This window comes from Rhodococcus sp. 21391 (genome assembly GCF_016772255.1).
Classification (GTDB): domain Bacteria; phylum Actinomycetota; class Actinomycetes; order Mycobacteriales; family Mycobacteriaceae; genus Rhodococcus_F; species Rhodococcus_F opacus.
Map to the genome: position 1 here is coordinate 59,639 of NZ_CP063782.1, position 14,349 is coordinate 73,987.

10 protein-coding genes and 4 pseudogenes are annotated in these 14,349 nt (G+C 64.5%); 10 read left to right on the top strand and 4 right to left on the bottom strand.

The genetic code is table 11. The features are described 5' to 3' along the window. Positions 1-76: 76 nt before the first annotated feature. The 3 genes and pseudogenes from GO592_RS34975 to GO592_RS34985 form a co-directional block, all read right to left on the bottom strand. Positions 77-1,500 (bottom strand): annotated as a pseudogene (locus GO592_RS34975) (IS1380 family transposase). A gap of 6 nt (positions 1,501-1,506) precedes the next feature. Next, the gene (locus GO592_RS34980; RefSeq protein ID WP_202715267.1) at positions 1,507-2,550 is read right to left on the bottom strand and encodes a DDE-type integrase/transposase/recombinase; all 1,044 of its coding nucleotides are present in this window, start codon (positions 2,548-2,550) and stop codon (positions 1,507-1,509) included. 247 nt (positions 2,551-2,797) lie between these two features. Beyond that, positions 2,798-3,001, bottom strand: a pseudogene (locus tag GO592_RS34985) (IS1380 family transposase); the annotation flags it as partial. Here GO592_RS34985 and GO592_RS34990 point away from each other — a divergent pair. The 4 genes and pseudogenes from GO592_RS34990 to GO592_RS35005 all read left to right on the top strand — a co-directional run. Then, positions 3,000-3,350, top strand: a pseudogene (locus tag GO592_RS34990) (transposase); the annotation flags it as partial. The pseudogenes GO592_RS34985 and GO592_RS34990 overlap by 2 nt on opposite strands. 13 nt (positions 3,351-3,363) lie before the next feature. Then, positions 3,364-4,182, top strand: a pseudogene (locus GO592_RS34995) (IS1380 family transposase); the annotation flags it as partial. A gap of 220 nt (positions 4,183-4,402) precedes the next feature. Then, positions 4,403-5,383 carry a quinone oxidoreductase family protein gene (locus tag GO592_RS35000; RefSeq protein ID WP_007299704.1) on the top strand — a complete coding sequence of 327 codons (981 nt, stop codon included), beginning with the start codon at positions 4,403-4,405 and terminating at the stop codon, positions 5,381-5,383. A gap of 54 nt (positions 5,384-5,437) precedes the next feature. Then, entirely contained in the window at positions 5,438-5,968 is a 531-nt protein-coding gene (locus GO592_RS35005; protein ID WP_007299703.1) for a MarR family winged helix-turn-helix transcriptional regulator, read from the top strand. A gap of 672 nt (positions 5,969-6,640) precedes the next feature. Here GO592_RS35005 and GO592_RS35010 read toward each other — a convergent pair. Then, positions 6,641-7,999, bottom strand: coding sequence for a C40 family peptidase (locus GO592_RS35010; RefSeq protein ID WP_039952461.1), 1,359 nt, complete (start codon positions 7,997-7,999; stop codon positions 6,641-6,643). A gap of 305 nt (positions 8,000-8,304) precedes the next feature. Between GO592_RS35010 and GO592_RS35015 the strand changes: the two genes are divergently transcribed. From GO592_RS35015 to GO592_RS35040, 6 genes are all read left to right on the top strand, one after another. Further along, a complete protein-coding gene (locus GO592_RS35015; protein ID WP_007299701.1) occupies positions 8,305-9,408 on the top strand; it encodes an NAD(P)-dependent alcohol dehydrogenase in 1,104 nt (367 codons plus the stop codon). A gap of 49 nt (positions 9,409-9,457) precedes the next feature. After that, positions 9,458-10,252 (top strand): MlaE family ABC transporter permease, encoded by a 795-nt coding sequence (locus tag GO592_RS35020; RefSeq protein WP_007299700.1) that lies wholly within the window; start codon positions 9,458-9,460, stop codon positions 10,250-10,252. Positions 10,253-10,384: 132 nt separating this feature from the next. Continuing rightward, positions 10,385-11,170, top strand: a complete 786-nt coding sequence (locus GO592_RS35025; protein ID WP_225927779.1) for an MlaE family ABC transporter permease — start codon at positions 10,385-10,387, stop codon at positions 11,168-11,170. Position 11,171: 1 nt separating this feature from the next. Then, the gene (locus GO592_RS35030) at positions 11,172-12,335 is read left to right on the top strand and encodes an MCE family protein (RefSeq protein ID WP_007299698.1); all 1,164 of its coding nucleotides are present in this window, start codon (positions 11,172-11,174) and stop codon (positions 12,333-12,335) included. Next, on the top strand, positions 12,335-13,342 hold the full coding sequence (locus GO592_RS35035) for an MCE family protein (RefSeq protein WP_007299697.1): 1,008 nt from the start codon (positions 12,335-12,337) through the stop codon (positions 13,340-13,342). Before GO592_RS35030 ends, GO592_RS35035 begins: the two co-directional genes overlap by 1 nt. After that, positions 13,342-14,343, top strand: coding sequence for an MCE family protein (locus tag GO592_RS35040; RefSeq protein ID WP_007299696.1), 1,002 nt, complete (start codon positions 13,342-13,344; stop codon positions 14,341-14,343). Before GO592_RS35035 ends, GO592_RS35040 begins: the two co-directional genes overlap by 1 nt. Positions 14,344-14,349: the final 6 nt, after the last annotated feature.

Genomic DNA, 14,349 nt, shown 5'->3' on the forward strand with positions numbered 1-14,349 from the left:
GGTTGATCGTCCGACCTGACGTGTCGGGTTGTTCCACTGGGTCTTTCGGGTCGAGGCTGGGCAGGTTGAGTGGGTGTTAGGCGATGATTGGCTGATTGCGACGGAATGCGTTGCCGAACAGAGTTGTCCATGCGGTTTCCCAGTGCCAGTGTGTTGGTAGGTGCAGCGTCAACCGCCGGGCCGAGGAGGCGATGCGGGCGGGGACCGACACGATGGTGCGCCTGATGGTGCCGGTGGTCGCCTTCGTGAGCTTGGGATCGCCGGTGAGGGCGGCGGCGGCTCGGGTGAGGTTGAACGCCATCACCGCGCAGACGAGCCAGGCGGCGTTCGCCGGAAACGAGTTCGACGGGAGGTGCGCGAGGGCGGAGTTCTTCAGGTCCGCGTGGACCTGCTCGATGACGGCGTGCTGACGGTGGGTTTTGTCGGCGGCGACGGTGTCGAGGTCGGTGGTGGTGAAGAAGGCGTGGAACCGCCACACGTCGAACAACGTGCCCTGGCCCTGGTCCTTGGACGGTCGCAGGTCGGGGATCCGGCGCACCACCAGCCGACCCGGGATGTGATGGGCCTTCTTCTGGGAGGCGAACGCGGTGAACGGTATCTCGGCGACCTCGGCCCGCGAGATCCAGGTGTCGGTGGCCTCGTCGTAGACGGCGTCGGTGTACTCGATCGGCGTCCAGGCGGACTTGTCGTCGCCGATGGATGCGATCGCACGTTTGATGGTGGAGGTCAGGCGCACGGTCACCGAGACGTCGGCGTCGGCGCGGATCGCGGCCCCGATGGTGGGATGCCCGTAGAAGGCGGAATCGCACCGGACCAAGGGATTCACCGGGCTGTCACCGCTCGCTCCGCCGGCCTGGGTGCGCAGCCGGTCGACGGTGGCCAGCGCGTCGGTCACCATCCGGCGGCCCCACGTGCGGAGCCGCACGCCCCGCGCCGCAATCGCTGTCCGATGATCACCGGCGCAGCGGTCTCCGTGGTGACGGTGGTGATCAGGGCGTTCAACCCGCGGACGCCGGAGTAGCCGTATTCGGAGCCCTGCTTGCCGTGCCCATGTACCTCGATGATCGAATCGTCGATATCGACCAGCACCCGCCCGGTGTCGATACCACCGACCAGGGACGTTCCGTCGGCGAGAGCGCACAGGAATCGCGAGGCGACGGCATCGAGCTGGCGGACGTGCCCGAAGCTGAACTGGCGAAGAAACGATCCCAGCGTCGACGGTGCATGGGGGCGGTCGAAAACGGTCCCCATCGCCCCGTGCCGCAGGATCGCCAGGTCGGCGATGCTGTCGGCGCCGGCGACCATCCCACCGATCAGGGACCCGATCTTGTAGCCAGCGTTGGCACCTTTGTCGGTCGGCACGCTCAGGTACTGATCGGCGAGGGTGAGCAGGCCGCTGGCCTGCGCCAATGCCATCACCGGGCCCAGCCCCGCGGTCGACATCAGATTCGGGTCGTCGAACCTCGCCGCGGCGGAATTTTTCAAGGCGGTTGAGTCCATCGGGTGTTAAGCGGCGACTTCCTCGGTGTCCGGTTCGGTCGCTTGGTCTTGGACGGGTTTGTTGATCCAGGCGTCGGTGGGGAGGTCCAGGATCTTCGGGCATGGGTCCGTCGCGCCGAAGCGCGCAGGGTGGGTGCGGCGGGCGTCGGCGAGCACATGCGCACGCTCAGCCGCCTTGGTTGCCGCGCGACCAAAGTGCACATCGGCGGCGGTGTGCAACCCGATCCCGGTATGCCTGTGTTCGTGGTTGTACCACCCGACGAATGAGTCCATGAACTCCCGCGCGTGGTGCACCGATCCGAACCGCTCCGGGAACTCGGGCCCGTATTTCAGTGTCTTGAACAATGATTCGGAATAGGGGTTGTCGTTGGAAACCCGCGGCCGCGAGTGCGACCGGACCACGTCCAGGTCCGCGAGCAGGGTGGCGACCGACTTGCTCGTCATCGACGTGCCCCGATCGGCGTGCACCACCTCGGGGATGCCGTGGGTGGCGAAGATATCGGTCATGAACTCGGCGGCCAGCAGCCCCGACTCGTGGGTCTGCACGTGCGCGCCGACGATGTATCTGGAGTAGATGTCGACCATCACGTACGCGTAATACACACCCTTGGCCGGGCCGGGCAGTTTCGTGATGTCCCACGAGTACACCTGCCGCGGAGCGGTGGCCACCAACTCCGGACGCACCCGCGCCGGGTGCCGCGCCTGCCGACGCCGGTCGCTGACCTGCCGGTTCTCCCGCAGAATCCGGTACATCGTCGCCACCGAACACAGATAGACGCCCTCATCCAGCAGGGTGGCGTACACCTCGAGCGGCGCCCGGTCGACGAACCGATCCGAGCACAGCACCTCCGCGACCCGGCGACGCTCGGGCGCGGACAGCTTGTTCACCGGCGCACCCCCGACCGCCGAAACGGACGAGACGGAGGTGGCCGAGCGTTCCCGGGCGCGGGTCGCAGTCGAGCGGGCCACGGCGGTCAATGCTGTTGCGGCACGGGTAGAGACCCCGGCCGCGGTGAGTGCGTGGTGGGCGGCGATCAACGCTTCTTCCACGTCTCGTCGGCATCCGCGCTCTCGGAGAGTTGTTCCAAGAGCGCCGAGGCTTTTCCCATGATCGTCAGTGCGGTTTCGGTGGTGGCCAGCTTCTTTTTAGCCTGAATTCACCGATTCGCTGACCTGATCGCTGCGAGTTTCGTTGGGCGGCATGGAACGGTGTGTGGGCATGGTAGAGCGTCCGACCTGTCGTGTCGGGTTGTTCCACTGAATCTTTCGTGTCGAGGCTGTGCAGGGATCGCGGGTGTTAGACGATGATCAGGTAGGAGCGCCCGAACGCGTTGTCGAACAGAGTCATCCATGCTGTTTCCCACGGCCAGTTCTGCGGGAGGTGCAGCGTCAACCGTCTCGCCGAGGAGGCGACGCGTGCGGGGACCGAGACGAGGGTGCGGCGGAGGGTGCCGGTGGTCGCTTTCGTCAGCTTCGGATCGCCGGTGAGGGTGCCGGCGGACGGCGAGCCGGTTTATGTGATCCTGGATAACCTTTCGGCGAACAAGACACCCAAAATCCGTTCCTGGGCGACGGAAAGCAACGTCGAACTGTGTTTCACGCCGACCAACGCGTCCTGGGCGAACCCGATCGAGGCCCAGTTCGGGCCGTTGCGCACCTTCGTGATGGGCGATTCGAACCACCCCAACCACACCGTTCTGGCTCGGCGCCTGCAGGACTACCTGCGCTGGCGCAACGTCAACGCCCGCCACCCTGACGTCCTGGCAGCACAACGCCAAGAACGCGCCCGCGTCCGCAGCGAACGCCAACAACGCTGGGGCCGACCACGGGCCGGTACAGCCGCGGCCTGACCGGTGAACGTTCATGGCCAACGCACTAGCCACCGTCGACCGGCTGCGCACCCAGGCCGGCGGAGCGAGCGGTGACAGCCCGGTGAATCCCTTGGTCCGGTGCGATTCCGCCTTCTACGGGCATCCCACCATCGGGGCCGCGATCCGCGCCGACGCCGACGTCTCGGTGACCGTGCGCCTGACCTCCACCATCAAACGTGCGATCGCATCCATCGGCGACGACAAGTCCGCCTGGACGCCGATCGAGTACACCGACGCCGTCTACGACGAGGCCACCGACACCTGGATCTCGCGGGCCGAGGTCGCCGAGATACCGTTCACCGCGTTCGCCTCCCAGAAGAAGGCCCATCACATCCCGGGTCGGCTGGTGGTGCGCCGGATCCCCGACCTGCGACCGTCCAAGGACCAGGGCCAGGGCACGTTGTTCGACGTGTGGCGGTTCCACGCCTTCTTCACCACCACCGACCTCGACACCGTCGCCGCCGACAAAACCCACCGTCAGCACGCCGTCATCGAGCAGGTCCACGCGGACCTGAAGAACTCCGCCCTCGCGCACCTCCCGTCGAACTCGTTTCCGGCGAACGCCGCCTGGCTCGTCTGCGCGGTGATGGCGTTCAACCTCACCCGAGCCGCCGCCGCCCTCACCGGCGATCCCAAGCTCACGAAGGCGACCACCGGCACCATCAGGCGCACCATCGTGTCGGTCCCCGCCCGCATCGCCTCCTCGGCCCGGCGGTTGACGCTGCACCTACCAACACACTGGCACTGGGAAACCGCATGGACAACTCTGTTCGGCAACGCATTCCGTCGCAATCAGCCAATCATCGCCTAACACCCACTCAACCTGCCCAGCCTCGACCAGAAAGACCCAGTGGAACAACCCGACACGTCAGGTCGGACGATCAACCACGCCCACGCACAGTCCTATGCCGCACAACGAAACTCGCAGCGATCAGGTCAGCAGATCGGTGAATTTGGGGTAAGAGGCACCACCGGCGAATGCACACCAAAAATATGCTACCGTACGAATGGTACGACCGAAAGGACCTTTTGTGGACGCCGTCGTGTTGCGAGAATTCGGGGAGCCGGATGTCTTGAAGGTGGAGTCGATTTCCGACCCCGTGGCGAGCTCGGGTTGGGTCACCGTCCGCCTGAAGGCGGCCGCGCTCAACTGGCACGACGTCCTCGTCCGCCAGGGCAAGTATTCGTCACCGCTGCCGCACGTACTCGGCGCCGACGGCGCAGGTATTCGCACCGACACGGGCGAGGAGGTTCTCGTCCTCCCGTCGCTGTGGTGGGGCGATCGTGACTCCGCGCCGAGCGCACAATGGGAGATCCTCGGCGATCACCAGCGAGGCACCTACGCCGAGTTGGTGCACGTTCCCACAGACTGCGTCGCACCCAAACCACGCGGGCTCAGCTGGGAGCAGGCCGCCGCGCTGCCCCTCGTCGGACTCACCACCTACCGCGCCCTGTTCACGCGCGGCCGCCTCCGCGCCGGCGAGAACGTGCTCGTCCTGGGCGCAGGGGGCGGCGTCGCGACCATGGCCGTCATGCTGGCTTCCGCAGTAGGAGCGAACGTCACCGTCACGTCCTCCACGGCGGCCAAGATCGCGCAGGCACAGGAACTCGGCGCCTCGAACGGCATGCTCTACACCGACCCCGAATGGCCGGACGAGGCTCGCCGGCTCACCCCGGACGGGCAGGGATTCGATCTCGTCCTGGATTCGGTGGGAACCTGGGAGCAGTCCATCGCCGCACTGCGGCCGGGTGGCCGCTTGGTCGTGCTGGGCGCGTCGCGCAGCGAGCTCGCCACCCTCGACGTCCGGCCCTTCTACTTCGGCCAATACGAACTGATCGGGACCACGATGGGCAGTCCCCGGGACTTCGCGGGGCTACTGACACTACTGGACACCGAATCCGTCCCGCCCGTACCCATCAGCGCGGCATTCCCCCTCACCGAAGCGGCCGCCGCACACAAGCATCTCGAACAGGGAAGCGGGTTCGGGAAGGTCGTTCTCTCGCACGGCTGACCGCGGTTCTATGATCTACCTCGACGCGGTTCGGTGACGACGAGAGGACGCCCAGTGGCGAGTGAGCGCCCGACGCCGGCCGAAAGCGAGCGCCACGACGTGGTCGACTGGATGCGAGCCGAATGGTCCCAGCGGCGCGATTCGGCCGATCTGGAGTTCGGAACCACCATGGCGTTGCTCCGCACGCACCAATGGATCGTGCGCGCCATGGACCAGGAACTGCGTTCACTTCGACTGTCGCGCAACGCCTATCTCATTCTGACGTCATTGCAACTGTCGGAGCAGCGCACTCGCACGCTCGGCAAGTTGAGCAAGTACCTCATGGTGCACCCCACCACCGTGTCGATGGCGGTCGACCAACTCGTCAAGGCGGGCCTCGTCGAACGCAGAGCCCACGCGACGGATCGCCGCACCGTTCTCGCAACCCTCACCCCGGCCGGCCTGGAAGTGGTCGAGGAGGCGAACGACCGCCTCGCCGCAGTGCGCTTCGGCCTTGCGCCCGTCGACACCGACACATTGGAAGCCTTGATCGAGCAACTACAACAGGTACGTCGCGCCGTCGGTGACGTCGAAACCGGGGACTGAGACACCGCCGGCGGTCATCCTGCGGTTGAGGTATGGGCGGGGCAGTCGCATCTCCCACGCATTATCCAACTCCAACGGCTTCAGTCGCATTCACCGATGACTTCACTGTGGCATTCCAAGGCAGACCACTCCCCCGGCCACCTGCCTGCACGAGAACGGCACCCTCAGCGACTTCCACCACGTTAACAAGGAGAATTGACCCTCGGAGTGTGACTGTCGGTGCCAATCGCCGATGGGCGAACAAGTGCTGGAAAGACGAGGAATCCGTTCACGGTCAGTGGATTTCACTTCGTACACCAGACCCTGCGATGCACGTCGTGTGAGATGTCTCGTGCACGGCGGGTTTCATAGACCACTTCGGTCACCATCCGAGACCTGGGAGAGCGACGACGGCCTCGTCGACTGAGTCCTCGACTTGCTCGAGTCGAAGTCCTATCGGGCGCGATATCCGCCGTCGCCGGGGATGACCGATCCTGTGATGAACGATGCGGCGGGGGCAATGCCAAGCCCGCGCTACGACGGCCTCGACGTACTGGCCCAGTCCCGCGGCACTCACCACGACGTCGATACCGAACCCCCCAGGAGGTGACACCCGCGGCTCCGACCGCTTGACCGTCAGGTAAGGAAGGCGCATGACACCGTACATCACTCCGCGGGACCAGACCGCGCGCATCACACAACCCGGCGAGCCTTCATACCCTCGAAGACCGGCGCGACGCGGACCACATCTCCCGTAGTTGGAGCGTGGACCATCTGCCCGTTTCCGATGTAGATCGCAACATGACCGGGACCCGCGGGGCCCCAGTTCCCGAACAGCAGATCACCCGGCATCGCGTCGGCCAGGGGTACCTCCGTACCGACATTCCATTGGGTCTCGGAGGTGCGCGGAAGGGAAATCCCGGACGTGGCGGCATAAACGGCGTACGACGTCAACCCGGAACAGTCGAAACCGCCCGCCGAGGGACCGTGTACATTCCCGCCACCCCACACGTACGGGAGACCGAGGTACCGAATGGCGGCTTCGACGATCTTGCCGCCGATCCCGTCCGCCCCGCCTCCGAAGACTCCGAGAAGCGAGGCGTATCGCGATTCGGATGCGCGGATCTTCGCAACGTAGGGCTTCGTCTGGTTCTCGTAATCCGCTTCGCCTGAGGGCATACCGTGATGCGATCGAACTGCGCCGACGCCCGCGTTGTATCCCGCGATCGTGAGGTCCAGCGTGTCTCCAACCACCTCGCCCTGCGATTTCCACTCTTCGATCTGGTTGTACATGTCGCAGAGGAGGTGGCCGGAGGCCATCACCGAGTCTGCGACGTCGAGGATGTCGGCCTTCCCGTCGCCGTCGGCGTCCTTGCCGTACGCCGCCCAGGTCGCAGGCATGAACTGCCCTGGTCCGCGAGCACCCGACGGTGACACCGGAGCGGTTGCGCCATAGCGGAATCCGTTCTCCGCGGCGTACAGCGCAGCGAGAACCGGTGCCTTCACGCCGTCGCAGATGGCGCCCGCCTTCTGGAACCACGGAACGAAGACGGCAATTGAACCGATGGCCGACGAAGTTGCGGCGGGAGAATCGAGCACCGACGGCACCAACCTCGGCAACGCGCCGTCACTCGCGCCCTTCGCGAGCGCGTCCCCCGTCATCTGCGACGGCCCCAACGACGGGGAATACGGCTCCGTCGCGACCGGCTCGGAGGGCTGGGGACTCGCGTTGTCCTGAGGTTGTGGCTCCCGGGGTGGCAACGGATTCTGAGGCGGCGACTGGTCGGCCACCGGGGGCAAATACGGCGCTACAGCGTCCTGAACGGCAACGGCCGCAGCGTCAACGGCTCGACGAGCCGGATCCTGAGCTTCGGGGGGTAAGCCCGCGATGGACTCGTCGATCTGCGCGCCGAGCGCCGGTGCGGCTTCCACGATCGATTGAACCTGTTGCGTCGCAATGCCTTGTGCGGGCTCCGGGAGATCGGCGCCATGCACGAAGCCCCCGATTGCCGCGGCTACCCCGACGATGATCGCCGAAGGATCAACAGACATTCGCTTCCTCCTGATTGTGAGCCAGACCCACTTGACCCCGAGATGTGACTCGAGTCTCTCGCGCCTGCTTTCCTCGCCGCGTCGCACCAGATGGTGGTTCGGATACTTCTTCGGAGGTACGGACCGGTCGGCAGAGATTGGACCGCTGTCCCCCACCTCCCCCCACCGGGGGGGTGAAGAGGGAGATTGGAGCGAACTTGTCCGTCAGCCCTATTTTTCGCCTTGTGACCTACCTAACATCACCCCTGAGCAAGTGATGCCCGACAACGGGTAGAGCCAGCAACAAATCGAAGCTAGGAGCAATCGTGCAGATCAGCGCCGCCGTAGTCCACGAAGTCTCGGGCGACTTCGCCATCGAGACCGTGTCCCTGAGCGAACCCACGGAACACGAAGTCCTCGTCGCGATCGCCGGCGTCGGCCTCTGCCACACCGACCTGGCAGTCAAGGAGGGCCATCTCCCGTTCCCCCTCCCGGGTGTTTTCGGCCACGAAGGCAGCGGCACGGTCGTGAAGGTCGGATCCGGGGTCACCAAGGTCGCTGAAGGCGACAAGGTCGCCATCAGCTTCAACAGTTGCGGCCAGTGCGCCCACTGCGAGAAGGGTGAGCCTGCCTACTGCCACAATTTCATGGCCTACAACTTCGGGGGCGTGCGCCCGGACGGCAGTTCGGCGATTACCGCCGGTGACACTGGGCTCGGCAGCAACTTCTTCGGACAGTCCTCCCTCGCGACACATGCCATCGCTCATGAGCGCAATGTCGTGAAGGTTGCGGACGACGCCCCGCTCGAACTCGTAGGCCCGCTCGGCTGCGGAATCCAGACCGGCGCCGGTGCGGTGTTTAACTCACTCGACGTCGATCCTGGTTCGTCACTGGTGGTCGTCGGAGCAGGTTCGGTCGGCCTGGCATCCGTGCTCGCCGCCGTAGTCCGTGAGGTCGGTGTGATCATCGTCGTCGAACCACACGAGTCGAGGCGCGAACTCGCGTTCTCCCTGGGCGCCACACACGTCGTCGATCCCGCGGATGGCGTTCTCTCCGAGCAGATCCGGGCAATTGTTCCCGACGGCGTCGACTATGCGATCGACACGACGGCGCTCCTTCCCGTGCTGGACCAGATCCTGCAGTCATTGGGTGTCCGGGGGTCTCTCGGCCTCATCGGCGTCCCGGCCGACCCCACCGCCACACTTCCGATCGGAATGATGGCGACCCAGCTGTTCGGTCTCACGATCCGAGGGATCGTCGAGGGGGATGCCGACCCCGACACGTTCATTCCGTACCTCCTCGATCTGCACCGTCAGGGCAGATTCCCGTTCGACAAGTTGATCACGACGATGCCGTTCTCACAGATCAATGAAGCTGTGGCCGTCCAGCATCGGGGTGAGGCGGTGAAGGTCGTCCTCGTTCACGAATGATGGCCGGCTCCCCCTCGGATGCTCCGGAAACAGTGAGAAAGGTTGTTCGATGTCGGTAGATCTGAAAGACCGCCCGCCGAGGGCGAGCGCTGTCCGGAAGGCCATTCAGGTCGCGCCGACGGCTGTCGGGGCGTTCTACGCGACGTCGATGGAGACGTTCCGGTGCATGTTCAAGCGCCCCTTCCATGCTCGCGAGTTCGTTCAGCAAGCATGGTTCATCGCCGGCGTCTCAATCATGCCCGCGTTGCTCATGGCGATTCCCTTCTGCATGATGTTCGTCTACCAGATCAACATCCTGCTGGCGGAGATCGGCGCTGTCGACCTCAGCGGTGCAGGCGCGGGTGTGGCGATCATCCGTGAAATCGGCCCGGTGGTAACGGTTCTCGTCGTTGCAGGTGCCGGGTCGACCGCAATCTGCGCCGACCTGGGTTCCCGGACGATTCGCGAAGAGATCGACGCGATGAAGGTGCTGGGGATCGATCCGATTCAACGCCTGTGTGTGCCGAGGGTGTTGGCGTCGACTCTGATCGGGATGTTTCTGAACGGACTCGTGTCCGCGGTCGGCCTTGTGGGCGGTTACATCGCGACGGTGTACATGCAGGGTGCGTCTCCCGGCCAGTACGTCACGGCGATCTCGATCTTGACCGGACTGCCTGATTTCCTCGTCAGCGAGGTGAAGGCGGCGGTGTTTGGGATGCTTGCAGGGCTTGTCGCATGCCATCTGGGGCTCAACGCCAAGGGCGGGCCCAAGGGCGTCGGCGACGCCGTCAACCAGACCGTCGTGTTCAGCTTCCTGCTTCTCTTCCTCGCCAATTCGGTTATCACGACTCTCGCGCTGCACTGACAGCGCTCCACCATTAGCCGCGAAGTCGGCTGTCAACGGGAGAATTCTGTGTCGAAAGCTACTCGGGCCACCGGCGCGAGACCCAGGGTTGCCACGATCGCGCTCCGCGTGGTCGATGCACCGGTCGGCCACATGGAGGAGATGGGCAGGCAGCTCCATTTCTACACTCATGCTGTCACCGCCATTCCGCGCACCTTCCGGCGGTACCGAAAGGAAACGATCCGGCTGCTCGCCGAGGTCAGTATGGGCACCGGCGCCCTGGCGGTGATCGGGGGAACCCTTGTCGTCATTTCACTGCTCACCACCGCAGTGGGGTACGAGGTGGGCCAGCAGGGCGTGACCTCGCTCGGCCGCATCGGAATCGGCGCGCTGTCCGGATTCATCTCGGCATTCTTCAACACCCGGGAGGCGATCCCCGTCATCGCAGGAATCGCGCTGACCGCGACGGTCGGTGCGGGTTTCACTGCGCAACTCGGTGCGATGCGAGTGAGCGAGGAGATCGATGCCATGGAGACGATGTCGATTCCGTCGCTGCCCTACCTGGTGACGACTCGCGTCACCGCCGGGGTCATCGCGGTGATTCCGCTCTATGCCGTGGCGTTGTTCGTCGGGTATGTCGCCACGCAGCTGGTTACCGAGTACCTCGGTGAGGCGAGCGGAACCTACCAGCACTATTTCAACGTCTTCCTCGTGCCGAGTGACGTCGCATGGTCGATGGTGAAAGTCCTCGCGATGTCCGTGGTGGTGATGTGTGTGCACTGCTACCACGGCTACAACGCGAAGGGCGGGCCTGCAGGAGTCGGGGTCGCGGTTGGGCGTGCGGTGCGCACCTCCTTGATCGCGATCATGGTGATCGACCTTCTCGTCGGAATCGCTGTCTACGGTGGCTCGGCCGGCGCCGTGAAAGTGTCGGGCTGACATGGGTGGCCATATCGAAGAGCGGAGCCGCCTGGTCTATGTGCTCCTGGGTGTGTGTCTGGTGACGCTGATCGCGATCGCGACGGCCGTCTCCGTCGGCATCTACCGCGGATCGTTCCACTCGACCGTCCCGGTCAAGCTGTACTCGGCGCGGTCGGGCCTGATGCTCGAACCCGGGTCCGACATCAAAATGCGAGATGTCGTCGTCGGCAGGGTGGCGAAGGTGCAGTTGGTGGACGACCAGGCCGAAATCACCATGGACATCGACGGGAGCCGGACTTCGGCGATACCGGAGAACATCACGGCCGTGATCGATCCGACCACGCTGTTCGGACGCAAGTTCGTGACCCTCGTGCAACCGGAGCATCCCTCGGCGACCACCGTGTCGGCCGGATCCGTGGTTCAGGGCACCGCCGTGGCCACCGAGGTGAACGATCTCCTCGACTCCTTGGTGACAGTGCTGCGGACCGTGGAACCACAGAAGGTCAACGCGACGTTGAGTGCGCTGTCCACCTCGCTGCAGGGCCGCGGCGACCAACTCGGCGACATGATGGTCGAACTCGACACCTACCTGTCCGAATTCAACGGCAGCCTTCCCACGTTGCAGCGCGACCTGGTCAAGGGCGCGGAGGTCTCCGACATCCTCGCCGACGCCGCTCCGGATCTCCTCCGGACCGTCGACCACGTCAGCACCACGGGTGACACGGTGACCGAGAAGGAGCAGCAATTGAGCGCCTTCCTGCTCAGTTTCAGCGGTTTCGGCAACAGCGGGCGCACCTTCTTCGAAGCCTCCGGTGACCCGTTGGAAAAGTCGTTGGATGCGTTGGAACCGACGACGGCACTCCTTGCACAGAATGCGCCGATGTACCCGTGCTTCCTTGCGAGTATGGATCAGACAAACAAGTACCTCGAGCGCACCGTCGGTGGAAGTGATCAGGCGGGCCTGAACATTCTCGGCACTCTGCTGATGGGTGATCCGCCGTACACGTACCCGGAGAACGCGCCGAAGAACGGCGCGGACGGCGCACCGCGGTGTTACGACCCCGCCCAGGCTCCCGGGCATACCGATTTCGACGACGGCAGCAAGGCATACCAGGCGGCGCACGGTGTCGAGGATCTGATTGGTAACCCGTTCGCGCAGTTCATGTTCGGAGGTGTTCGCTGATGACGAAGGCACCGGGTATCAAATTGCTGATCTTCGTGCTGGTCACCTCGTTGACGGGGTTCGGTGTGGCGACGGTGGTGGGAAATATGCGCTTCGGCAGCACACACACCTATCAAGCCGTTTTTTCGAATGCGTCCGGGCTGGGCAACGGCGAAGACGTCAAAGTTGGCGGCGTGCCGTTGGGCAAGGTGAAGGGGGTGGAGTTGGCCTCGGACGGCACGGCAGTCGTGTCGTTCTCTCTCTCCACCGAACGTCCCCTGACTGAGGGGACCACGGCCCGGATCAAGTACAAGAACCTGATCGGTGACCGCTATGTGGAGCTGTCGAACGGGCCCGGTGCCATCGGCGCGCTCGACGGTCCGATTCCACTCGCGCAGACCACGCCGGCGCTCGACCTCGACCAGGTTGTCAACGGTTTCCGGCCACTGCTGCAGGGGCTTGACCCGGATCAGACCAATCAGTTGTCCGCCTCGCTGATCGAGGTACTGAACGGCCAGGAAGCGAGTATCGGGCGTCTGGTGACTCAAATCGGGTCCTTGAGCAACACATTGGCGGACCGTGATCAGGCGATCGGTCAGGTGGTGAGCAACTTCAATACGGTAGTCGGGACGGTGAACAATCGCGGTGACCAGTTCTCGGCATTGATCGACCAATTGCAGCGGCTGGTCGCGGGCCTCGACGGTGACCGTGATCTGATCACCAATTCCTTGGGGAACATCGATCGTGTCACGAACAGTCTCGCAAGTGTTCTCGATCAGAATCGGCCGGCAATCGCGCAGGATGTCGTCGCGCTGGGTGATCTCGCGGGCAACCTCAACGCGAATACCGACACGCTGAACATGGTGCTGTCCACTCTGCCCGAGAACTACCGACTCATCGGCCGCGTCGCGGGTTACGGCAGCTTCGTGAACTTCTTCGTCTGTGGTCTCGCTATCAAGTACGCGTCCGGCCCAGGTCCCGGCGGCGTCACACCGATGTTCAAGGCTCCCGCAGAAAGGTGTCAGTGATGGCTCAGAAGTCCTTCCTCGAGCGGGATTCGTTCCGCATGGGCCTGATCGGAACAGCGGTGTTGATCGGGCTCCTGTTCCTCGCGCTCAACTTCAACTCCATTCCCGGTATCAACAGGGCAACCACATATCACGCCGAGTTCGCCGACGCCAGTGGCCTCGCGGTCGGTGATACCACGCAGATTGCGGGTGTAGAGGTCGGCAAAGTAAAGGGGCTGTCCATTTCCGGGGGAAAGGTTGACGTCGAATTCGACGCGGACAGCGGTGCGGTTGGGCTCGGCGAGGACACGACCGCCGCGATCAAGGTCGAAACCGCTCTCGGTCGGCGGTACGTGGAGATCACTCCCGGACGACACGGCGAGCTCGCCGACGGCGCGACCATCCCCCTTGCCCAGACCAGCTCGGGATACGACATCACCCGCGCGCTCGAGGAAGTCACCGACAAAGTGTCGGAGACCGACACCGTCAACCTCTCCGGCGCACTCGAGCAGATCTCCTCGGTCGAGGACGAGCTTCCGCCGGACCTTCGGTCCTCCCTCGACGGCCTCTCCCGCCTGTCCGACACAGTGGCGAGCCGGGACGAGGAACTGCGTCAGTTGCTCGCGGGGGCGGCCAACGTGTCTCAGATTCTCGCGGACCGGGACACCCAGGTCTCCGCGCTGTTCGGCCAGGGCCAGTCGCTCTTCGCCGCGCTGAACAGCCGGGCGGACACCATCCATCGGGTGCTCGTGCAGTCACGTCAGGTGGCCGATGCGCTCACTGGCCTGTCCCGCGACAACGCATCCACGCTCGGACCCACTCTCGAACAGTTGAAGACCCTGGTGGCGACATTGAACAGCAATTACGACAACATCAACGCCTCGCTGACCGGCCTCGAACATTTCGCTAAGCAGGTCGGCGAGGCGGTGGGCAGCGGACCGTTCTTCGGGGTGCTGCTCCACAACATCGTCCCGGCCAATCTCTCCGGGCAGCTTCCGGGCAGTTTCGGGGGGCCGCGCTGATGGCAT